This window comes from Bacillus sp. es.034 (assembly GCF_002563655.1).
Classification (GTDB): Bacteria; Bacillota; Bacilli; order Bacillales; family Bacillaceae_B; genus Rossellomorea.
In genome coordinates, this window is the sequence record NZ_PDIY01000001.1 from 1,431,669 (window position 1) to 1,455,556 (window position 23,888).

The following is a 23,888-nucleotide window of genomic DNA, read 5'->3' on the forward strand; positions in this document are numbered from 1 at the left end:
TCAATTAGACCCTCTTCTTAGGAAGAGGGTTTTTTATTTTATCCTCTTCTGGCTTCTTAGGTATTTCAATTGCAATTCAGCAGCTGAACCCAACCAACCGTCCACACCAATCAAAAAACCAAAACAATTAGGAGGAATTCCAAATGACAAAATCATTCGATTTCGACACACTTCTTCTTCACGGCGGCCAGGAGCCGGACCCAACTACAGGCTCCAGAGCGGTACCCATCTATCAAACGACATCCTACGTGTTCGACAACAGCGATCACGCCGCAAAGCTATTCGCCCTTGAAGAACCCGGAAACATCTACACCCGTATCATGAACCCGACCGTGGACGTTCTTGAGAAGCGCCTCGCCCTTTTAGAAGGGGGAATCGGAGCACTGGGTGTATCATCCGGAATGGCCGCCATTTCTCTTTCCATCCTGAATATAGCCGGTGCAGGGGATGAAATCGTGGCAGCCACCAATCTGTACGGTGGAACGTATAATTTATTCTCTACGACTCTTCCGAAATACGGAATCAAGGTTCATTTCGTCGATCCGACTGATCCGGAGAACTTCCGAAAAGCAATTACGCCGAAAACAAAAGCGGTATTCGCCGAGACGATCGGTAATCCGAGCCTGCACGTCCTGGACATCGAGTCGGTTGCGAAAGTGGCCCATGACCATCACATCCCACTCATCATAGATAACACATTTGCCACGCCATATGTGTGCAAGCCGATTGAGTGGGGAGCAGACATCGTCATTCACTCTGCCACGAAATGGATCGGCGGCCACGGTACGGCCATCGGAGGAGTCGTCATCGACGGTGGGAAGTTTGATTGGAATCATGAGAAGTTCCCTGGATTCACAGAAGAAGACAGAAGCTATAATGGACTTCGCTACGCACAGGATGTAGGAGCGGCCGCTTTCATCACAAAATTAAGGGTGCAGCTGCTTCGGGATCTCGGGGCGTGCTTAAGTCCACAAAACGCATTTCTGCTGCTGCAGGGACTGGAAACCCTTCATCTCCGCATCGAACGTCACACGGAGAATGCCTTGAAGATTGCGGAACACTTAGATCAGCACAGTGGAGTTGCCTGGGTTTCTTATCCGGGTCTGCCGCAGCATCCATCCCACGCTCTTTCTCAAAAATATTTGAAAAACGGAGCGGGTTCCATCGTCGTCTTTGGAATCAAAGGGGGCAGGGATTCAGGACGCAAAGTCGTCGACAACATTTCCCTTTGGTCCCATGTGGCCAATGTAGGGGATGCGAAATCACTGATCATCCATCCGGCGTCCACGACGCATCAACAATTAAACGATGAGGAGATCCGTGCTACAGGCGTGACCGAGGACCTTGTAAGACTTTCCGTCGGATTGGAATCTGCGAAGGATTTGATCGAGGACCTGGATCATGCGATTGAAGTGGCGTTGGAAACGTCCCGGGTATAAAAGTAACTGGTTTCACCGGGGTGCCCCATGACCCCAAACAACACCAAAAAAAGGAGGTGGAGGAATGGAGAATGCATATTCATATGAAGTAAGCTCCATTACCATCCCATCCCTCACATTAGAGTCAGGCACTACGTTGCAAAATGTAAATCTCTCCTATGAACGGACCGGCAATAAAGAAGGCCCCGTCATCCTGGTGTGCCACGCCCTCACCGGCACCCATATTGTGAAAGGGACGAGTGAGGATCGGGGCTGGTGGGATGGATTGATCGGACCCCGGGCATACATTGATACCGATCTATACAATGTGATTGCTTTCAATGTGTTAGGGGGATGTGAAGGAAGTACCGGACCGACGTCCACGGATCCTGAAACCGGAGAACGATACGGACCGGACTTCCCGCACATTACCATACGGGACATGGTCCACGCTCAATATGAAGCACTCCAACAGCTGTCCGTCGACCGCATCGAAGCGGTGATCGGCGGTTCGCTTGGTGGAATGCAGGCATTGGAGTGGGGAGCCCTGTATCCGACGTATATCAACAAGGTGTTTGCCCTCGCCGTCTCGCCGGCATTAAATGATTACGGTCTCGCCTTCAATCATATCGGGATCACAGCGATAGAAGGGGATCCCGATTTTCAAAGGGGCCACTATCCCCATGGAGCGATTTTAAAAGGGCTTGAGATTGCCCGGATGGTCGGGATGGTCACCTATCGTACACAGGAATTGTTCGATCGGCGCTTTCAGCGGGAGAGGACGAATGAGCAGTACAATGTGGAGAGCTATCTTGATTATCAAGGGAAGAAACTCGGAAAGAGATTTGATCCGAACAGCTATCTTACCCTCCTGAAAGCGATGAATACCCACGATATCGGAAGGGGAAGGGGAGGGACGGAAGCAGTCGCCGATTCGTATCCATGCGAGCTGGTATCGATCAGCTATGAGGGTGATTTGATCTATTCACCCAAGTATTTAAAGGAATTCACACTACAAGCCCCTAAGGGTGAACATTACTTTATCCCGACAGCATTCGGTCATGACGGGTTTCTTGTGGAATTTGAGAAATGGGGAGGGATCATCTCTTCTCATCTGAAAAATCATCAAGGTCAGAAAATCGTGACGGGCATGAAATAATCCTCTGCCAATCATAACTCGTCCCCCTCCGGCATATAGTTAGATAAGCAAAGACATCGCACCGCCTAAGCGCGTTTTTGTGTGGTGTCTTTTTTCGTTGGATGGGAAAGCGTACGCTGCTCTCATCCATACCATAAACAAACGACAAGCTGGAGGGGAATATATGGAGTGGACGGGCAGAAAGCTCATCATCACGATCATCATCAGTATGTTGATCGGTGCAGGGGGAATGTATGGCGGCTTGGAGTGGACGGGCAATTCCGGGTCCGGCGACGAGCTTGCCCAGTTTAACGGCAAAGGGGAGCTGAATGATAAGCTTCACAAAGTAGAAGTCGCGTATGATTTGATCAGTGACAAGTTCTTTCAGGATGTGGACAAGGGACAGCTCGTGGAAGGGGCGATTCAGGGTATGCTGAAGACCCTGGATGATCCGTACTCTGTTTACATGAATGCAGAGACCGCTTCTCAATTCAATGATGCGCTTGATTCCTCCTTTGAAGGGATCGGGGCAGAGGTCACGATCATGGACGGGAAACTGGTCATCGTGGCTCCTTTTAAAAATTCACCTGCTGAGAAAGCCGGTCTGAAACCGAATGACCGCATCGTCAAAGTGGATGGGAACAGCATTGACGGTCTTGATCTTTATGAAGCCACCTTGAAAATCAGAGGGAAGAAGGGTACGGAAGTAAAATTGGAGATTACGAGAGAGGGTCTTTCAGATCCGATCGAAGTGTCCGTGAAGCGGGACGATATCCCTGTTGAAACGGTGATCTCTGATGTGAAGGAAGTCGATGGGAAGAAGACGGGCTACATCCAGATTACGACCTTCTCTGAAAATACCGCTGTCGATTTTAAAAAGCAGCTGGCAGAACTCGAAAAGAAAAAGGTAAAAGGATTGGTTCTTGACGTAAGGGGGAACCCGGGCGGCCTCCTTTCCAGTGTGGAAGACATCCTCAAACAGTTCGTCACCGAGAAGAAACCGTATGTGCAAATCCAGGAACGAAGCGGAGAGGTGCTGAAATCCTTCTCCAACAGTAAGGAAAGAAAAGCGTACCCGGTGGTGGTCCTCATCGATGAGGGCAGTGCATCGGCATCTGAAATCCTTGCTGGGGCCCTTAGTGAGGCGGAAGGATATCCGCTGATTGGGACGAAGAGCTTCGGAAAAGGGACCGTTCAGCAGGCAGTGCCGATGGGGGACGGAAGCAATATCAAGCTTACCATGTTCAAATGGCTGACGCCGAACGGGAATTGGATTCATAAGAAGGGAATCAAACCGGACATCCCTGTCAGACAGCCAGCCTACTTCTATGCCCATCCTCTTCAAGTGGAGAAACCAATGGAAGAAGGCACGAACAATGAACAGGTGAAAAATGCCCAGGAAATGCTTCAAGGATTAGGCTTCTCCCTTGATCGGGTCGATGGTTATTTCAGTAAGAAAACTGCTAAAGCCGTCAAGGATTTTCAGATTCAGGAAAGCCTCGACGTCACGGGAGTCATTGATAGCAAAACCGGCGAAAGACTGCAGGAAGAAATTTTTGAAGCGGTGCAGAATGAAAAGAACGATTTGCAGCTGCAGGCAGCCTTGGAATATATAAATCGTACGGCCAATAAGAATCAGTAAAGATCAGGGATCTCTCTATCATGGGAGGTCTCTTTTTTTTGTGGGGGCATTTGATTCAATTTCTGCTGGATGGAGCGGAGAATCCGCACTCATTCTCTCAAACAATCTATTATAATAATGACCTTCCATTTACTAGAAAGGAGATTGATAGAATGTTCTCAGTTAAAGACAAAGTCGCCATCGTCACAGGTGGAGGACGGGGTCTCGGGAAAGAGATGGCCCTGGCATTGGGGAGGGCTGGTGCGCATGTGGTGATCTGTTCGAGAAACCAGTCAGCATGTGAAGAAGTAAAGGAATCGTTGATAGGTTCAGGTGTCCGGTCAGTCGCCATTCCTTGCGATGTGACGCAGAAAGCGGATGTGATACATGTAGTGGAAACGGTGATGAAAGAGTTTGGGAGAATCGATATTTTGATCAATAATAGCGGGACGTCCTGGGCGGGTCCTTTTGCCGACATCCCTGAAGATAAGTGGGACAAGGTGATGGATGTCAATGTGAAGGGGGCTTTTTTATTTTCCCAGGAAGTGTCCCGGATCATGGTCAGGCAAAAAGCCGGGAAGATCATTAACATTGCGTCGGTTACAGGATTTGGCGGGACAAATCCCATGCTCATGGATACGGTTCCCTATAATACGAGCAAGGGTGCGGTCATGACGCTGACAAAGGATCTTGCCGTGAAACTTGCACCGTATAATATCCAGGTGAATGCCATCGCTCCGGGTTTCTTTCCAACCAAAATCACGAAGGAGCTTTTTGCTAGTCAGGGAAACATGATCAAGCAGCATATACCTGCAAGGCGATTTGGCCAGGGAGAGGACCTGAATGGAGTCGCCATCTTCCTTTCCTCTGCTGCTTCTGACTATATAAACGGTCACATCTTAGTCGTGGATGGCGGCATCCGGGCGCAGGTATAAGGAGGGGAAACATGGATCTATTTTATGAGGAATTGAAAAAAATCGGAATGAGTGTGGAGTATGAGTTGAATCAGTGGATTGTAGGGAAGCTGGATGAACCGGAAGTGGTTGCGGCCGTCAAAGGATGGCTGGAATTATTTCAGACTGTACTGGAATTCATTCAACTTCTATCACTCTTACAGACGCTGAATGAATAAAGAATGGAAGTGAATACATGAAAAAAGAGAGTGAACAAAAAGAACGAGCCCGTTGGAAGGGGTTCATCGAGACTTTGCAAGATGATAGTGAATGGCAGCCGAATTTTCCAAGAGAAGTGATCTGGACGAATCATAATAGTAGACTATGGCACTATGCCCCTGTAAATAAGAACGGGCATATTCCCCTGTTCTTACTATATTCACATATTAACAAGCCATCCATCCTTGATTTGACAAAGGATCATAGTCTGATAGGGAAATTTCTTCAAGAAGGCTACGACGTTTATCTTCTCGAATTTGGTGAACCTGTAGTGGAAGAGAAAGGAACAGGAGTGGCGGAGTATCTGGCTCACTATGTGGACCCATGCATAAAGAAGGCCCTTCAACATAGTGGGAAGGACGAGCTGTCCCTTTCCGGCTTTTGCTTAGGGGGGACGCTGGCTGTCATTTATGCCGCGTTAAATTCACATTTTATCAGAAATCTACTCCTATTTGTCACGCCGATTGACTTTGATAGGGTTCCGGCTTATCACAATTGGATGCAAGCTTTGAAGAAAGACGAAATCGATATAACAAGTGTCATGGAAAGAATCGACATTATACCGGCACCCATGATTCGTTATGGGATGAGGGCATTGACTTCCCCCATTTACTATTCTCCCTATTTGTCCCTATTAAATAAAGCCTACGATCCGGACTATGCCCATTATTGGCTTCGGTTCAATCAATGGACAAATGATCATATTTCCCTGACCGGAGCCATGGGCCGTGACATCATCACTTTTTTTGTAAAAGAGAATGTGCTGATGGACGGGAAATTCGAACTCGCCGGCAAAGAAGTGGATTTGAAAAAAATCGATTCGAATCTTTATCTGATTTCTTCTCAATATGATCACTTGGTTCCTCCCTCGATCAGCACGCCTCTCTTGGAACTGGTGTCTAGCACGAATAAGGTAGCAGCAGAGGTAAAGGGCGGTCACGCAAGTCTGATTAAATACGGGATATCAAACGAATTGAAAGAGTGGCTGAATCAATACTCACAATAAAAGGAGGGGAAACGTGATGCTGGAGTGGGAAATCGACACCCCTTTTGGTTATATGGGTTTTGCCTTTATCGTTTTTAAAGAGTGTATCAAATCTTATTTTCAATAAGGAATAGAGGCGGATGGGATGAACTTCCACCGTCTCTTTTTCATCAAATGGTGATACCATTCCCATCCAATCGACATTATTTCCCGGGAAAATATGGGGAATGCTGTCGGAAATGAAATCGAATCGTAAAATGATTGAGTAAAATAGCAATAGGTTTTACCAGCGTCTTTTGATAAAATAGTAGATAATGCAAATTTTCTTGCAAAAGGTGGTGACGGATATTGATCGAGCTTTGGTTACTGGAGATTTTAAAGGGATTCGGGAAATTTTTTCTGCATCCTGTACTATATCTGTCCTTATTTTTCGCTATCATGGCGGGCTATTATCGTGTGAAGAGGGAACGGAGAGATTTCAATACGAGATTGCTGGACGGATACCATGATATGCGGGTGTTATTCTCATACGGAATCGTCCTTGGACTGCTGTTTTCTATTGTGACAGTCGGAGCGGGAGTGGTGATTCCTTTCACCGGTCTCATCCTCCTCGGAGCCGTGTCGATCCTGTTTGCGTTGACGGGTCGTTTTCAACTCATGTCAGCGACCATGACAGTGGGCGTTTCCTACTTTATCTTAGTCGCGGTGGATTATTTTCAGTGGGACATCCCTTACGTAAATACATATGTGGAAAACCTGAATCTGTCGAGTTCCATCGTCGTTCTTCTTGGCGTGTTGACGATGATCGAAGGAATCCTGATTGTATTAAACGGCTGGAAGCATACATCACCCCGCTTGCTTAAAAGTGCACGTGGCTTGAAGGTAGGGGCACATCTCGGGAAGAAATTATGGCTCGTTCCTATGTTTGTACTGATACCCACGGGCTCATTGACTCTTCCATTTGAATGGTGGCCGGTATTTACCCTGGGCACTGAAACGTATTCATTACTGTGTGTACCGTTTCTCCTCGGTTTTCAGCAGCTGGTGAAAAGCACGCTGCCTGAAGCCGCAATCAAGCATACGGGATCCCGTGTGTTCTGGCTTGGTGCATTTGTATTGACCTTGGCTGTAACAGGATTCTGGGCACCGCTGTTTTCGATTGGTGCAGCAGGGGTGGCCATCCTTGGCCGGGTCTGGATTGCTTATCGTCACCGGAGTGCGGATGATTCGAAGCCTTATTTCTTCAAACGGCAGCCAAATGGCGTCATGATTCTCGGGATCCTGCCAGGTTCACCTGCCAGGAAGCTGACACTCCAAGTGGGGGAAATCGTCCTGAAGGTGAACGGAGTCGAAGTGAATACGGAACGGGCATTTTATGAAGCGCTACAAAAGAACGGAGCCTATTGTAAGCTGGAGGTTCTGGGGACGAATGGTGAAAATCGTTTTACCCAGGGAGCCCTGTATGAAGGTGATCATCATGAACTGGGGATCATTTTTGCCGATGAAGCTTCAGGTTGGGAGCATCATCAGGTTTCGTAATAGGAAAAAGGATAGCCGCGGCTATCCTTTTTTCATGGGATTTATGAAAGGGAAGGAGCTTCTCTGTCATCCTTCTCCGTTTTATCAATAATCGACGTACCAACCAGATCCCCTGTTACATTCAGGGCGGTACATCCCATACCTACTAATGCATCAATGGCTGTCAGGAGGGCAACGGTTTCCATCGGCAGGCCAAGCTGAGCGAAAACGGTGGCGATCATGATGATTCCTGCTCCAGGGACGCCTGCTGTTCCGATGGAAGCCAATGTTCCTACGAGGACCACGACCATCATATCGGTGAGACTCAATGGATCACCGACGACATTGGCGGCAAACACTGCAGATACTGCAATCCGGATCGCAGCTCCATCCATATTGATGGTGGCGCCGAGTGGCAGGCTGAAGCCGTATAAACTTTTTGGCAAACCGAGATTTTTTGCTGCATTCAAAGTTAATGGCAGGGTGCCGGAGCTGCTTTGGGTTACAAAAGCTGTAAGCATTGGTGTACGTGCTTGAGCAAAGAACCTGCCCGGATTGATTTTGAATCCAACCAGAGCAATCATATAGATAACCAATTGGACTAACAAAGCAATATAAAGAACGAGAATCATATTCCCTAAGGATACTAATGTGTCGAGGCCCTGATTCCCGATCGTATTTGCCATGATGGCAAAGATGCCGATGGGGACGTATTGAAGGACCACCTTCATAATCGACAGGGTGGCTTCGTTCAAGCCATTCACGACTTTGTATACATGTTCACCGAGTTCGTGGTATTCCGCTGAAGACCGTAAATATGAAATCGCAATACCAAATACGATCGCTGTAAAGATGATTCCGAGCAGGTTCATATCTGTGAATGCCGTGACGATATTATCAGGGATGATATTCAGAAGGACACTGGTGACTCCCGGATTTTCCGGTACCTTGAATTTTTCCGTCGTATCAAGGGTCATTCCTGTGCCGGGATTAAAGATACTGGCAACGGCAATTCCGACGATAATGGCTAAAGCCGATGAGAATAAGTAGTATAAAAACGTTTTTCCTCCCATTCTTCCAAGTTTGTTTACACTGGTCTGGTTCACACCGACCATCAAGGTGAAAAGAATAAGGGGGATGATCAGGAACTTAAGCAAGCGAATCAAAATATCACCAAGGGGTGAAAGGGCAGATGCATCCTTACCCAATATCACACCGACGGCAATTCCAAGGACGAGAGCCACGGTTATTTTCATGATAAGAGATGTATTGAGATAACCTCTCCAAAGAGATTTCATAGATTGACGCCTCCTTATAGTAATAGTAGATTTCCCTGAAAAGTCTTAAACATAACATCTATATAAATCTGATAGGTTTAATGGGTATTCAGTATCATAAGATATAACAGATCGACTGAGCTGTCAAAATCCGTGCTTGAAATGGGGATGCAGCTTTAGGGTTTCCGATAGTGGATGTTTTCCGTAGGAGGAGTGACATATAGAAAGGATGAACAGAAAAAGGAGCTGCCAAATCGGCAGCTCCTTTTACATCTTAATAAATCGTCATATGACGGTTCTTTCCTTTTAAAATCTGGAAGACACCATATAAAAACAATCCAACTGCAACAATTCCGAGCAGCCATTGTCCAAAAGGTTTCTGAGCGAGTTCGGATAGTGCCCCGTCAAGGCCTTTCGTCTTATCGGGGTCTGCCGTGATCGCGGTCTGGATAAAGAAGTAACCGATCAGCAGGAAGACGATTCCGCGTGAGTACAGTCCCAGTTTTCCGGTTTTTCTTCCAAGTTCCCATTCTTTTTCCGACATTTCATGGCGTTTGAATTTGTCGGTGTATTTTTCGGTATAAGCTTTATGAATTTCATAGAGTGCGAATCCAATGATGATGAGTCCGACAATCCCGACGATCCATTGACCGAAAGGCTGTGCCAATAATTTGGCAGACAGGGTCTGTTTGGAACCTGAACCGGACCCCGAACTTTTGGCGTGCATGGCGATGGCGATGGCGTTATAGGTTAAGGAACCATAGGCGATGCCGCTGATTAGATTAGCCAGCCTTCTGAACATGGACTTACCGCCGTTTTTTACATGCTCGGGATCTTTGATCACTTGAATGAGGCGCCAAAGGACGATTCCGATCAAGCCCACTCCAAGTATCCAGAGAAGGACTTCCCCGAAAGGCTTGCTGGCAACAGCCGTAAAGGCACCGCTCGAGTCCGAGGTGCTTCCCCCTATCCCGAGTGCCGCCATTACGGATAATGCCCCGATGAGCATATAGACAATTCCTCTTGAGATATAACCGATTCGTGCAAAGCCCTTGATCCAGGGCTTTATATCATTAGATGAAACGGATGAACTTTCATTGCTTTCCGTTGAAGTAGTAATGGATGAAATTCCTGCCATAAACGTTTCTTCCTTTCTGATTCAAATTTCGTATGACTTACGTATGCTATTCCCTCGATAACGAAAGTACAAACCTATTTAACGAACAGTAAATCTTGGATGAATGAAATTAATTTTACCTGTTTTTTTCAGTAAGATTTTTTACGAAAAACCTATTTACATCCCCTGTGGAGAGGAGTAATATATCTATCATCAAATGAATATTCTTTATCGCTTAATTCAATTATTGAAGCGGGGGACCCACTAGTTTCAGGGGTGAATCCTTTCGATTGAAAGGTAGGGCTACTTCCATGGCCCGAATCCGTCAGCTAACTCCGTAAGCGTACTGGGAGAGGATGATACTTGTGATCTGGACGACCACAGGCTTAGTTCCTGGTGGTCTTTTTGCGTTGTTTAACATGAGAGTAAAGTCATGAACAGGGAGTAATTGGTTAAGCTATAAAAAAGGTTTTGGAGGATTTCATCATGAAAAAGCAGTTTGCCGTTATTGGATTAGGGAGATTTGGAGGGAGTCTGGTTCAGGAGCTGGCTGAACTGGATGTGGAAGTGTTGGCCATCGATATTCATCATGATGTGGTACAGCAATACATCGACATCGCCACACATGCAGTGCAGGCCAATGCCATGGATGAGTCGGTTTTGAAATCACTGGGTTTAAGGAACTTTGATCACGTGATCGTATCCTTCGGCGATAATATTGAAGCAAGTATCCTCACCACGCTCCTTCTCAAGGAATTAGGGGTCAAGGAAGTATGGGTGAAGGCATCGAATTCCTACCACCAGAAGGTGCTCGACCGGATCGGTGCCGATAAGGTCATTCATCCGGAGCGGGACATGGCAAGAAGGATCGCCCATCATATCACGTCTGAAAAAATCATCGATTATATCGAGCTGTCAAAAGAACACAGCATTGTAGAGGTATATGCTTCAAAGAAGGTCGCCAATAAAACGTTGAATGATCTCGACGTCCGGGCCAAGTTCGGCTGTAATATCATTGCTATCCATCGGGGGGAAGAAGTCATTGTTTCTCCTTCTGCCGATGAGGTGGTTGAAATAGAAGATCTGCTGATCGTCATAGGACACAACCGGGATATAAATCGATTTGAAAAAGAAGGTGTATAAGGATGAAGCAAAAGGTCATCCGGTTAAGTCCGCCGCAACTTCTTGTTGTGACCTTTCTATTTTTCATCATACTGGGAATGGGATTACTGAAGCTTCCGTTTGCCACCACTGAACAGATCTCATGGCTTGACGCACTGTTTACGACGACATCAGCCATGACGGTTACGGGTCTTGCCGTGGTGGATACGGGAGGGGCCTTCACTCTGTTCGGGGAAGTGGTCGTCATGAGCCTGATCCAGATCGGCGGACTCGGCATCATGTCCTTCGCGGTTTTGATCTTCATGATGCTCGGTAAGAAGATCGGATTCAAAGAACGGTTGCTCCTGCAACAGGCACTGAATCAGACTTCCGTAGGCGGAGTCATCAAGCTTGTGAAATATTTATTTATCTTCTCTTTTATCGTAGAAGGTTTTGCCGTGCTGTTATTAGCGACGGAATGGGTACCGGAGTTTGGATGGAAACGGGGCTTGTATGTCAGTATCTTTCATTCGATATCCGCGTTTAACAATGCCGGTTTTTCCCTGTTTTCAGACAGTCTGATGGGATATGTAGGAAGTCCGATCATCAACCTGACCATTTCATTCCTATTTATACTGGGAGGGATCGGGTTCACGGTGCTGGTGGATTTGTGGAGATCAAAGACGATCCGTCAATTATCCCTGCATACCAAAATCATGGTAATTGGAACCTTCTTGATCAATGTCATCGCCTTCATGATGATATTCGTGCTGGAATTCAATAACCCGAACACCCTGGCTCAGCTGCCGCTTTCCGATAAGATATTCGCTTCCTACTTTCAAGCGGTCACCCCCCGTACAGCGGGATTCAACTCCCTTGATTACGGAAGCATGGAGCGCTCAACGCTGCTATTCACTATCCTGCTGATGTTCATCGGGGCGGGTAGTGCTTCCACAGGCGGAGGAATCAAGCTGACCACTTTTGTTGTCATCTCATTGAGTATGATCGCCTTTTTAAAAGAGAAAAAAGATATCCGTATTTTCAGGCGCACGATTGATCAAGCGCATATTTTCAAAGCTCTGGCTCTGTCGATGATCAGTGTGCTACTCGTGTTCACTGCGCTTTTTTTCCTGGAAATGACGGAGCATGATGTGTCATTCCTATCCATTGTGTTTGAAGTGGTGTCTGCCTTCGGTACGGTGGGATTGTCCATGGGTATAACGGGATCTCTTTCCATAGCAGGGAAGTGGATCATCATCATTGTGATGTTCGCCGGGAAACTCGGCCCCTTAACCCTTGCGTTCTCCCTTTCCCGTCCGGATAAAGAGAAGATCCGCTATCCGAAAGAAGATATCCTGACAGGCTGAATTTCGGCTTTCCTGCTTTGCCCAACAAGGGCAGGCGGGGAAGTCGTTTTTTTTATAAAACTAGCAAGAATTCATCCATAACCACGCATGAGGCTAAAAACCATCTTATTAAGCGTTTTCATCGTGAGTTACTGATATTGACGAAAGTCCTGAGCGGCATTATACTGTTGAAAAATTCTGAACTTTTGGTGGTGCTGTTGTTGAAGCGTGTGTTTAACTTTTCTGCTGGTCCTGCTGTGTTGCCTGAGCCTGTGTTGAAGAAGGTGCAAGACGAGTTATTGAATTATCGGGATTCGGGTATGTCCGTGATGGAATTGAGTCATCGGTCTGCCCCTTTCCAAAATATAATAGAAGAAGCACAAAGCTTACTCCGTGAATTGCTTTCGATTCCCGAGGATTATAGAGTGGTCTTCCTGCAGGGGGGAGCTTCCCTTCAATTCTCCATGATTCCCTTTAACCTCCTGGGTGAGGGGGAGGAGGCAGACTATATTCTGACGGGCAGCTGGTCCAAAAAAGCGGTCAAAGAAGCGGAGAAGGCCGGGAAGGTCCGTACATTGTCACCTCATGGGAAGTTTGAGATCCCTGCGTATAGACCAGAAGATTTTTCGCCGGATTCAAGCTATGTACATATCACATCCAATAATACGATCGAGGGGACCCGGTTCCATGAGTATCCAGATACGGGGGGCATCCCCCTCGTGGCCGACATGTCATCTCACATCCTTTCGGAGAAAATAGATGTTTCCTCTTTCGGGCTCATTTATGCCGGCGCCCAGAAGAACCTTGGCCCATCCGGGGTGACTGTTGCCATTATTCACGACAGCCTGATCGGGAAGGCACCCGATACTTGTCCGACCATGCTGAATTACGAAACGTATGTGAAGCATGATTCCCTCTTTAATACGCCACCAACCTTTTCTATCTATGTTCTGAAACTTGTATTGGAATGGGTGAAGGACCACGGCGGGGTGGAAGGAATGCAGGAGCGTAATGAGAGGAAAGCCGCTCTTCTTTACGACTGTATTGATGAATCATCGTTATTTCACAACCCTGTTCCGGAGAAAAATCGTTCCTTGATGAACATTCCTTTTTCCACGGGCAATGACGACCTGGACGCGGATTTTTTAAAGGGAGCCAAAGCGGAAGGGTTCGAGTTTTTAAAAGGTCACCGTTCCGTCGGAGGAATGAGGGCGAGTCTATACAATGCCATGCCACTTGAAGGAGTGGAATCGCTGGTCGATTTCATGAGAAAATTTGAATCTGATCGAGGAGGATGTTGAGAATGATTTCAATCAATACGTACAACGCCATCAGTCAAAGCGGATTATCACTGATCGAGGACGACCTGAACTATCATCTGAATGGAAACGGGGATCCGGATGGAATCCTCGTCAGATCGAAAAACCTTCATGATTACGATTTCCCCGCATCCGTCAAGGCCATCGCCCGTGCAGGAGCGGGAGTCAATAATATCCCCATCGATTTCTGTACTGAAAAGGGGATTGTGGTCTTTAATACACCCGGTGCCAATGCTAATGCAGTGAAGGAGCTGGTCCTCGCCAATTTGATTGCTTCCTCCCGTAACCTGTATTCTGCCGTCGGCTGGACAAACTCGTTAAGGGAGTCAGAAGAAGATGTCCCGGGTGTCGTGGAAGCGAAGAAAAAGGAATTCGTGGGAAGTGAAATCAAAGGGAAGAAGCTAGGGGTTGTAGGCTTGGGGGCGATCGGTGTCCTCGTCGCAAACGATGCCCTTGCCCTCGGGATGGATGTAGTCGCGTATGATCCGTTTATCTCCGTCGACGCTGCCTGGCGGTTATCCCAGGACGTGAAGCGAGCCCATCATATTGAAGAAGTATGGGCAGAGTGTGATTTTGTCACCTTGCACATCCCTCTCACAGACAAAACGGCAAGCTTTGTAAGCGAAGAGGCCTTCCGGAAAATGAAAAAAGGAATGACGATCCTGAACTTTTCAAGGGGAGAGCTGGTGGAAGAGGATGCCATGGCCCTTGCACTGGAATCAGGAGTCGTCCGGAAATACGTGACCGACTTTCCGAATCAAAAGGTCCTTGCCATGAAAAATGTCGTACCTGTTCCGCATCTCGGTGCTTCTACCGTCGAATCCGAAGAAAACTGTGCCATCATGGCCACCAAGCAGCTGAAAACCTATCTTGAAACAGGGAATATCAAGCATGCCGTCAACCTCCCCGACGTCGAGCTTCCATACAGCGGGAAGATGAGAGTGACGGTCATGCATGAGAACATCCCGAACATGGTGGGACAAATCGCCACGGTCCTCTCAGGTTACGCCGTCAACATCGCTGATATGATCAATCGCAGTAAGAACACCTGGGCATACACGATGATCGACCTTGACCAGAAATTAGCGGAAAATGAACACGCCGAAGTGAAACAAAAAATGAAAAACATCACCGGCGTCGTTTCCGTGCGCCTCATATAAAGTGACAAACACTCCCTTAGTTGATGAGGGAGTGTTTTTATCACCCCTTCCTATCCTGAAAAAATGTGGACAACCAATCAAGCACGTATCTTTCCACTGGAAAATACCATATTAGTAAGAGAAATAGAAAAGGATAAGCCACCAATCTTTGCATCGGCCGACTCTCCTTGATACTATTTTCATAAAGTAAACATAATCAGTGAGAGGAGAATACCATGGGAATTCATCATTATTTTAAAAGCCTATCAGATCTCGAGACCCTCATCCGCTGTCCGGGTCGCTTCAAATACCACGAGCATAATGTGGCCAGCCATTCCTTTAAAGTAACGAAAATCGCCCAGTTTCTCGGGACGGTGGAGGAACAGAACGGAAAAGAACTGGATTGGAAAGCACTCTATGAAAAAGCATTGAATCATGATTACGCAGAACTGTTCACCGGTGATATCAAAACACCCGTGAAATATGCTTCGGGCAAATTACGGGAGCTCTTCAGCCAGGTGGAGGATCAGATGGTGAATAAATTCATCACCACGGAGTTTCCCCCGCAATTCCAGGAAGTGTACCGGGAACGTTTTAAAGAGGGGAAGGATGAGACCCTGGAAGGAAGGATTTTATCCGTCGCAGATAAAATCGACCTTTTATACGAGTCTTTCGGTGAAATCCAAAAAGGAAATCCTGAACCATTGTTTATTGAAATTTATCAGGAGGCACTGACGACGATCGTCAAATATAAGGACATGGATTGCGTCGGATACTTCCTCGAATACATCCTTCCTGATATGCTGTCCGAAAAATTCATCCCCCACCATGAGCTGAAAGAACGGACACAGAAACTGATCCGGGAGGCTGAAGAATGAGAACCCCCTTTCCAGATAGGGGAAACTTCGGTAGAATATGTGTTATTCCCTTATTTACAAGGAGAGTTGAACGTGTCAAAAATTATTTTAGGCTTATTTTTACCGGGATTGCTTGTCGTTCTGTTCACACGGGTGACGTATAATCATTATGTCGGCTTGATCCTGACCGTTGCCCTCATAGCGGCTTCGGTGTCGAAGGGATATACGGATTCCTGGTTGCTCATAGTCATAGACGCGGCGTCGCTCACCGCTGGATTCTGGTATAGTGACCGGATGATGAAAAAAGCGAAGAGAAGTGCATAGGCACGACAAAAAACAAGGCCATCCTTTGAGGACGGCCTTGTTTTTTATCGTTTATGGGGATGCTTGGAATTATCCACAATATCCACATCTTCAGCTCGTACAAAGGCAAGACGATGATTCAGGTGAATCAGATAAAATTCATCGTCTCCCCAGACGATTTTATGGGTGGTATCCGGGTTGTACGTATAAACAGGTGCGCTGTAGTAGCTTCCTTTCACTTTCTCCGTGGCGACATATTTTTGTCCCGGGGTGAGCGTATATTGAAGTACATTCATCCCTCTTACCGGAATGCCTTCAGGAAAGGCTTCTGCTTCGGGATAAGCCAAGCCGTAAACAGGGATTTCCGTTTTCCCTTCTTTCGGGGTGATGACGATCCCGGAACCTTTTGTGGTGTTTTTTCCTTTTGGATTATAGAACCACGCTTTTTGGGCTCCATACCAGATCGCTGTCCAGTCTCCTTCGTCATCAGCCTTATAAAAGGTTTGACCTGTCACGGCTTTATTTCCCCAATTCGACGCATCTAAAGGATGGGCATTCGGCAGTGCCGCGTCCTTGATAAGGGGAGCATCAAAGCTTGGAGCACTATACAGATAGACGAAGTTTGCCGGTTGTTTTGGAACGGGCTCACCGGTCGGTGTCTGAAGGTCCGGCATGTTCTTGTTGAAGTTCGGATTGATCTGGACTACGTCTTTTTGCTTCTTCCCCGACTCAAGGGGTGCCCCCAAAATCTTCATATAATGTGCCCAATCCCAGAATGGGCCTGGATCCCAGTGCATGGTGGACTGTCTGGCTGCGGATGTACCCGGCACTTCATCATGGGCGATGATATGATCGCGGTCCAAGGGGATATTATACTCCCTTGATAGATGCTTCACTAATCGGGCGGAGGCATGATACAGCTGCTCGTTGTACCAGTCTGCCCCTTCAATGGCGATTCCTTCATGTTCGATCCCGATACTCTTCGAATTGAAATACCAGTTGCCCGCATGCCATGCCACATCTTTATTATCGATCATTTGAGTGATATCGCCATCTGAGGAGCGGATCACATAGTGGGCGGAAGCCTGGGTGGTTTCCCGCTGAAACACGGTTTTGGTTAGATCATAGCTGATTTCCGTATCGTGTAGGACGATATACTTGATTTCCTGGTTATCATATGGACGGTTGGCTTTGTCGTAGTTGCCGTAAGACCACTCATAGAATGTCCCGTCATGATTGATTTTCTTGTAAGCTGCCGGGACATAATGGCAGGCAAGGCCTTTCGGACAATCGGCTTTGTTTTCTCCATCATCTGATTTTAAGTGTAATGGCTTGATGGTTTCTTTATCCGGAGTGACCTGTTTTGGAGCGAGATGGATGGAAGAGCCATCTTCTGTCTGTTTTGCTGCTCCATTGTTGATCGTTTCATATACTCGATCGGCAAAATCCCTTGCTCCTGTCTCGTCAGAAGAACCACTGTATTTGGCAACGGCACCGTACCAATCATCAAGGCCCGTCGGAGTTTTACCGACTGTCTGATCCGCATACTTTGCAAGTAATGCCGCAGCTCCGCGAATGTTTTGTTTTTTGTCTTTTTTTAGCTCCCCGGATGGGAGGGAGAGCAGGTCCGCCGCCGCAGTTAATGTGTGAAGATTAGGATCTGAAAGAGAAATATCTGCTTGCTTTCCAGCTGGCACAACACCCTGCATGGGAGCGTCTTCTTTTCCTGACAGAAACATATGAAGCGGTGAGTCCGATGTGTCAGGGTCTTCCAAACTATCAACATTGACATCCGTCAGATGCATCAACCCGTAGCCGCCGGAAGCGCTTGGCTTTCCGTCGTGATGCTCCCATAAGGACATGTTATAACCCACTGCAAGGAGTACTTCAACGGGTACGTCAAATTCCTGGGCGGCTTGTCGGAATGCTTCCTGCAATTCGGATGAATCCACCGTGGCAGCACGTGCAATTCCTTGAGAAGAAAGGGATGGGGACAACGGTGTCACGGCGGAACCCAGTAAGAGCCCCGTTAAACTGAGACTGCCTGCAACTTTCAACCATTTTGATTTTTTCATACATTCCTCCTGAGCTTATGTATTTTAGCTGAATCTATTAAAAAGCTTATAGAATAATAGACTGAATAGTCAATCAATTATTGGATATATGCCTAGATGAATAATTCATGAAAAGTGAAATGTGGGGAGAAATGATTGAATTGTGGATAAAGAGTGAATTATGTGAATAACATAGCATCTCCAATGGTTATTCACAGTTTGAAATTGAGTCCAGGGGATTTGTTCACAAGAAATTTGACGAAATGTGTATAAGTTTACGTATTTTCCACAAGTAATGCGGACTTATGCACAAGGTTATACACAGGGTGTGCATAGAAATGTTCGAATGGTGTCGAAAAAAGATGATCAAACCTCTTGGCTCTGTCGAATGTAAGATTCTTAGTTGTTCCTTGCTCTAAATTGGAAGTTATCCACAATGTTAATAGATTTGAAGGTCCGTCCCTCAAAAAGGGAAAACGAACTTTTGTTCGCTTATTGTTGGTTAATAAGGAGGGAAATGTGGTAGAATGTGTATAAATGAATGTGCAGTGTTTAAGATGGGTATAAGTAGGTAAATACAAGGTAGCAGTCCTTTATTATAGGAGGTTTCACGGTGAAAGATCAATTCGAGCTCAAATCCAAATATAAACCAGAAGGGGACCAGCCCCTTGCCATAGAGAAGCTGGTACAGGGAATCAATGAAGGGAAACGGCATCAGACGTTACTTGGGGCGACTGGGACAGGAAAGACCTTCACTGTCTCCAATGTGATCAAGCAGGTTGAAAAGCCGACCCTCATCATTGCTCATAATAAAACATTGGCGGGACAGCTCTACAGTGAGTTCAAAGAGTTTTTCCCTGATAATGCCGTTGAATATTTTGTCAGTTACTATGATTATTATCAGCCGGAAGCATATGTTCCTCAAACAGATACCTTCATTGAAAAGGATGCCAGCATCAATGATGAAATCGATAAATTGAGACACTCTGCCACATCTTCCCTTTTTGAACGGAAAGATGTCATCATCATTGCCAGCGTGTCATGTATTTACGGTTTAGGTAATCCGGAAGAGTATCGTGAGCTCGTCCTATCCCTCAGGACAGGGATGGAAATTGAACGGAACCAATTGCTTCGTAAGCTTGTGGATATCCAATATGAACGAAATGACATCGACTTTCAGCGCGGGACTTTCCGTGTGCGCGGTGACGTAGTGGAAATTTTCCCGGCATCCCGTGATGAACACTGTATGCGTGTGGAATTTTTCGGGGATGAAATCGACCGGATCCGTGAAGTGGATGCCCTCACCGGTGAAATCATGGGTGATCGTGACCACATCGCGATTTTCCCGGCCTCCCACTTCGTAACCCGTGAAGAGAAATTACAGGTTGCCATCAAGAATATTGAAAAAGAACTGGAAGAACAGCTGGCGATCATGAAGGAAGAGAACAAGCTTCTCGAAGCTCAGCGGCTGGAACAGCGAACCCGGTATGACCTGGAAATGATGAGGGAAATGGGTTTCTGTTCTGGGATCGAGAACTACTCCCGCCACCTGACATTACGACCGGCAGGATCGACCCCCTATACGCTTCTGGACTATTTCCCGGATGACTTCCTGATCGTAGTGGATGAGTCCCATGTGACCCTTCCTCAGATCAGGGGGATGTTCAACGGGGACCAGGCACGTAAAAAAGTGCTCGTGGACCATGGCTTCCGTCTGCCTTCAGCAATGGACAATCGTCCCCTTCGCTTTGAAGAGTTCGAGAAGAAAACCCAGCAGCTTCTATATGTTTCGGCAACTCCCGGACCATATGAGTTGGAGCATAGTCCTGAAATGGTCGAGCAGATCATCCGGCCGACGGGACTTCTTGACCCAATCATCGAGGTGCGTCCGATCGAAGGCCAAATAGACGATCTATTAGGTGAGATCAATGAACGGGTCGAGAAAAACGAACGGGTTCTCGTGACCACGTTAACGAAGAAAATGTCAGAGGATCTATCTGCCTATTTAAAGGAAATCGGAATCAAGGTCCAATACCTCCACTCTGAAATCAAGACATTGGAGCGTATCGAAATCATCCGGGATCTTCGTTTGGGAAAATACGACGTCTTAGTCGGAATCAACTTACTCCGTGAAGGTCTAGATATACCTGAAGTGTCCCTTGTCACCATTTTGGATGCTGATAAGGAAGGCTTCCTGCGTTCGGAGCGGTCCCTGATCCAGACGATCGGCCGTGCAGCCCGTAATAGTAACGGAAGAGTCATCATGTATGCAGACAAAATCACTGACTCCATGCAAAAAGCACTGGATGAAACCGAACGTCGCCGGACGACCCAACAGGAATACAACGAAAAACATGGCGTTACCCCGACGACCATACAAAAAGAAATCAGGGATGTCATCAAGGCGACTCATGCGGCTGAAGAAGCAGGGGTTTATGAAGGAGAACAGACAAAGGTTTCGAAAATGTCTAAACCGGAGCGACAAAAACTTATTGCTAGCCTGGAAGTGGAAATGAAGGAAGCGGCCAAGGCACTGGACTTCGAACGTGCAGCACAGCTTCGTGATACCATTCTTGAGCTCAAGGCGGAAGGATGAAGGAATTATGGCGCAGGATAAAATCATCGTACAAGGAGCAAGGGCTCATAATTTAAAAAATATAGATATCAACATTCCAAGGGATCAACTGGTCGTCTTGACCGGACTATCTGGTTCGGGAAAATCTTCCCTTGCCTTTGATACCATTTATGCAGAGGGGCAGAGACGATATGTTGAATCCCTTTCTGCTTATGCCCGTCAATTCCTCGGTCAGATGGATAAACCCGATGTCGACGCCATCGAAGGGTTATCACCGGCGATTTCCATCGATCAAAAAACGACGAGCCGCAATCCCCGTTCAACAGTTGGGACCGTAACGGAGATTTATGATTATCTTCGTCTGCTGTTTGCTAGGGTCGGAAAACCGATCTGTCCGAATCACGGGATCGAAATCACCTCCCAGACGATTGAACAGATGGTGGACAGGGTCCTTGAGTATCCTGAAAGAACGAAGCTGCAAGTACTGGCACCCGTTGTTTCGGGCCGGAAAGGCACCCATGTAAAGACATTGGAAGACATCAAGAAGCAGGGGTTCGTACGTGTTCGCATCAATGGCGAGGTACAGGACCTTGGTGAAGAAATCTCATTGGAGAAAAATAAAAAGCACTCCATCGAAGTGATCATCGACCGGATCGTTGTGAAGGAAGGAGTGGCAGCCCGCCTCTCCGACTCCCTTGAAACGGCACTGAGACTGGCAGATGGTCAGGTGATCATCGATGTGATCGGGGAGGATGAGCTTTTATTCAGCGAACATCATGCCTGTCCGTACTGTGGATTTTCCATCACGGAACTTGAACCAAGGATGTTTTCTTTCAACAGTCCATTCGGGGCATGCCCAAGTTGTGACGGACTGGGAACCAAACTCGAAGTGGATAAAGAACTCGTCATCCCCAATTGGGACCGTACCCTCGATGAGCATGCGATCGCCCCGTGGGAACCGACCAGTTCTCAATATTATCCATCCCTGCTGAAAGCAGTCTGTGACCATTATGAGATTCCCATGGATATCCCCGTAAAGGATATCCCGAAACATCAGATGGATAAGATCCTTTACGGTTCCGGTAAGGATGAAATCTATTTCCGCTACGAGAACGACTTCGGCCAGGTCCGGGAAAACTATCTTCGCTTTGAAGGGGTCATTCCCAATGTGGAACGCCGCTACCGTGAAACGAGCTCGGATTATATCAGGGAACAGATGGAAAAGTACATGGCGCAGCAGGACTGTCCTGCCTGCAACGGCCATCGTTTGAAAGAAGAGAGCCTCGCCGTGAAGGTGGACTCCCTTCATATTGGCGAAGTGACGGCTTTTTCGATTGAAGAAGCAGAGCAGTTCTTCCAAAAACTCCAACTCTCCGAGAAAGATATGAAGATTGCCAACCTTATCTTGAGGGAAATACGTGAACGACTTGGTTTCCTTGTGAATGTAGGTCTTGAATATCTGACACTCAGCCGTGCGGCAGGGACGCTTTCAGGCGGGGAGGCCCAGCGGATTCGCCTGGCCACTCAAATCGGTTCCCGTCTGACCGGGGTACTATATATCTTGGATGAACCGTCCATCGGCTTGCATCAGCGGGATAATGATAGACTGATTGATACGTTAAAGAATATGCGTGAAATCGGTAATACGTTGATCGTCGTGGAGCATGATGAGGATACGATGATGGCGGCAGATTATCTCATTGATATTGGACCTGGTGCGGGAGTTCATGGTGGGGAAGTCGTTTCAGCCGGAACGCCACAGGAAGTGATGGATGATTCCAACTCATTGACCGGTCAGTATTTATCAGGGAAGAAATTCATCCCTCTTCCACAGGAAAGACGGAAGCCTGACGGCCGTTACCTGGAGATTGTGGGTGCGAAGGAAAATAACTTGCACAACGTCAAAGTCAAGCTGCCTTTAGGGATCTTTTCAGCTGTGACCGGGGTATCGGGATCAGGGAAGAGTACGCTGATCAATGAAATCCTTCACAAATCACTGGCTCAAAAGCTTCATAATGCGAAATCAAAGCCTGGTGAGCATAAAGAAGTGAAGGGCATCGAGCACCTGGATAAAGTCATTGATATCGATCAATCACCGATCGGCCGTACGCCGAGGTCTAATCCGGCTACGTACACAGGTGTGTTCGACGATATCCGCGATGTGTTTGCCACCACAAACGAAGCAAAAGTTCGTGGTTATAAAAAAGGTCGCTTCAGCTTTAACGTCAAGGGTGGCCGCTGTGAAGCGTGTCGCGGAGACGGGATCATCAAGATTGAAATGCACTTCCTGCCGGATGTATACGTTCCATGTGAGGTTTGCCATGGAAAACGGTATAACCGCGAAACCCTTGAAGTGAAATACAAAGATAAAAATATCTCCGACGTCCTTGGAATGACCGTCGAAGATGCAGTGAAATTCTTTGAAAACATCCCTAAGATCAACCGGAAGCTGCAGACCATCTTTGACGTAGGTCTTGGTTACATCACATTGGGTCAGCCGGCCACCACGTTATCGGGAGGGGAAGCCCAGCGTGTCAAACTGGCGTCCGAATTGCATCGCCGTTCGACAGGCCGCTCTCTCTACATCCTCGATGAGCCGACGACTGGACTTCACGTCGATGACATCGCCCGTCTCCTTGTCGTCCTTCAACGACTCGTTGAAAACGGGGACACGGTCCTTGTCATCGAACACAATCTCGATGTCATCAAGGCAGCCGACTACCTTGTGGATCTTGGTCCGGAAGGCGGGGACAAAGGCGGTAAAATCGTCGCAACCGGCACCCCTGAAAAAGTGGCCGAAGTACAGGGCTCCTACACAGGTAAATACCTGAAACCCGTCCTCGAACGCGATCGTGAACGGATGAAAAAGAAAATCCGCGAAAAAGAAGAAGTCACAAACTAATCCAAAAGAGAGATGCATCGAGCATCTCTCTTTTCCTTAACCAAAC

General features: G+C 47.2%; 18 protein-coding genes and 1 riboswitch. Of the genes, 15 read left to right on the forward strand and 3 right to left on the reverse strand.

Annotated elements, in window-relative coordinates; all coding sequences use genetic code 11:
• Positions 1–143: 143 nt before the first annotated feature.
• The 7 genes from ATG71_RS07245 to ATG71_RS07275 all read left to right on the forward strand — a co-directional run bounded on the left by ATG71_RS07245 (position 144) and on the right by ATG71_RS07275 (position 7,873).
• Positions 144–1,439, forward strand: a complete 1,296-nt coding sequence (locus ATG71_RS07245; RefSeq protein WP_098439041.1) for an O-acetylhomoserine aminocarboxypropyltransferase/cysteine synthase family protein — start codon at positions 144–146, stop codon at positions 1,437–1,439.
• A gap of 64 nt (positions 1,440–1,503) precedes the next feature.
• On the forward strand, positions 1,504–2,577 hold the full coding sequence (gene metX, locus ATG71_RS07250) for a homoserine O-acetyltransferase MetX (RefSeq protein ID WP_098439042.1): 1,074 nt from the start codon (positions 1,504–1,506) through the stop codon (positions 2,575–2,577).
• Between the two features lie 163 nt (positions 2,578–2,740).
• A complete protein-coding gene (locus ATG71_RS07255; RefSeq protein ID WP_098439043.1) occupies positions 2,741–4,198 on the forward strand; it encodes a S41 family peptidase in 1,458 nt (485 codons plus the stop codon).
• Positions 4,199–4,350: 152 nt separating this feature from the next.
• Positions 4,351–5,112: a glucose 1-dehydrogenase gene (locus tag ATG71_RS07260; RefSeq protein WP_098439044.1), complete on the forward strand. Its 762-nt coding sequence runs from the start codon at positions 4,351–4,353 to the stop codon at positions 5,110–5,112.
• An 11-nt stretch (positions 5,113–5,123) separates the two neighbouring features.
• Entirely contained in the window at positions 5,124–5,309 is a 186-nt protein-coding gene (locus tag ATG71_RS07265; RefSeq protein ID WP_098439045.1) for a hypothetical protein, read from the forward strand.
• Positions 5,310–5,326: 17 nt separating this feature from the next.
• The gene (locus tag ATG71_RS07270) at positions 5,327–6,355 is read left to right on the forward strand and encodes an alpha/beta hydrolase (RefSeq protein WP_098439046.1); all 1,029 of its coding nucleotides are present in this window, start codon (positions 5,327–5,329) and stop codon (positions 6,353–6,355) included.
• A gap of 327 nt (positions 6,356–6,682) precedes the next feature.
• Positions 6,683–7,873, forward strand: coding sequence for a PDZ domain-containing protein (locus tag ATG71_RS07275; RefSeq protein WP_098439047.1), 1,191 nt, complete (start codon positions 6,683–6,685; stop codon positions 7,871–7,873).
• A 41-nt stretch (positions 7,874–7,914) separates the two neighbouring features.
• Here ATG71_RS07275 and ATG71_RS07280 read toward each other — a convergent pair whose 3' ends face one another.
• Complete coding sequence (locus ATG71_RS07280) at positions 7,915–9,150, reverse strand: dicarboxylate/amino acid:cation symporter (RefSeq protein WP_098439048.1); 1,236 nt, start codon at positions 9,148–9,150, stop codon at positions 7,915–7,917.
• A gap of 253 nt (positions 9,151–9,403) precedes the next feature.
• Positions 9,404–10,267 (reverse strand): DUF1206 domain-containing protein, encoded by an 864-nt coding sequence (locus ATG71_RS07285; RefSeq protein ID WP_098439049.1) that lies wholly within the window; start codon positions 10,265–10,267, stop codon positions 9,404–9,406.
• A gap of 201 nt (positions 10,268–10,468) precedes the next feature.
• Positions 10,469–10,606: riboswitch (cyclic di-AMP (ydaO/yuaA leader) on the forward strand.
• 126 nt (positions 10,607–10,732) lie between these two features.
• Here ATG71_RS07285 and ATG71_RS07290 point away from each other — a divergent pair.
• From ATG71_RS07290 to ATG71_RS07315, 6 genes are all read left to right on the forward strand, one after another.
• A complete protein-coding gene (locus ATG71_RS07290; protein WP_098439050.1) occupies positions 10,733–11,389 on the forward strand; it encodes a potassium channel family protein in 657 nt (218 codons plus the stop codon).
• A gap of 2 nt (positions 11,390–11,391) precedes the next feature.
• Positions 11,392–12,714: a TrkH family potassium uptake protein gene (locus ATG71_RS07295; RefSeq protein ID WP_098439051.1), complete on the forward strand. Its 1,323-nt coding sequence runs from the start codon at positions 11,392–11,394 to the stop codon at positions 12,712–12,714.
• A gap of 200 nt (positions 12,715–12,914) precedes the next feature.
• Positions 12,915–13,994 carry a 3-phosphoserine/phosphohydroxythreonine transaminase gene (gene serC / locus ATG71_RS07300; protein ID WP_098441749.1) on the forward strand — a complete coding sequence of 360 codons (1,080 nt, stop codon included), beginning with the start codon at positions 12,915–12,917 and terminating at the stop codon, positions 13,992–13,994.
• A gap of 2 nt (positions 13,995–13,996) precedes the next feature.
• Positions 13,997–15,172 (forward strand): phosphoglycerate dehydrogenase, encoded by a 1,176-nt coding sequence (locus tag ATG71_RS07305; RefSeq protein ID WP_098439052.1) that lies wholly within the window; start codon positions 13,997–13,999, stop codon positions 15,170–15,172.
• A gap of 215 nt (positions 15,173–15,387) precedes the next feature.
• Complete coding sequence (locus tag ATG71_RS07310) at positions 15,388–16,029, forward strand: HD domain-containing protein (protein WP_098439053.1); 642 nt, start codon at positions 15,388–15,390, stop codon at positions 16,027–16,029.
• 72 nt (positions 16,030–16,101) lie between these two features.
• A complete protein-coding gene (locus tag ATG71_RS07315; protein WP_034764322.1) occupies positions 16,102–16,332 on the forward strand; it encodes a CsbA family protein in 231 nt (76 codons plus the stop codon).
• A 44-nt stretch (positions 16,333–16,376) separates the two neighbouring features.
• Here ATG71_RS07315 and ATG71_RS07320 read toward each other — a convergent pair whose 3' ends face one another.
• Positions 16,377–18,386, reverse strand: a complete 2,010-nt coding sequence (locus tag ATG71_RS07320; protein WP_098439054.1) for an N-acetylmuramoyl-L-alanine amidase — start codon at positions 18,384–18,386, stop codon at positions 16,377–16,379.
• A 592-nt stretch (positions 18,387–18,978) separates the two neighbouring features.
• Here ATG71_RS07320 and uvrB point away from each other — a divergent pair.
• Positions 18,979–20,961 (forward strand): excinuclease ABC subunit UvrB, encoded by a 1,983-nt coding sequence (gene uvrB, locus ATG71_RS07325; protein ID WP_098439055.1) that lies wholly within the window; start codon positions 18,979–18,981, stop codon positions 20,959–20,961.
• Between the two features lie 7 nt (positions 20,962–20,968).
• Positions 20,969–23,842, forward strand: coding sequence for an excinuclease ABC subunit UvrA (gene uvrA, locus ATG71_RS07330; RefSeq protein ID WP_098439056.1), 2,874 nt, complete (start codon positions 20,969–20,971; stop codon positions 23,840–23,842).
• Positions 23,843–23,888: the final 46 nt, after the last annotated feature.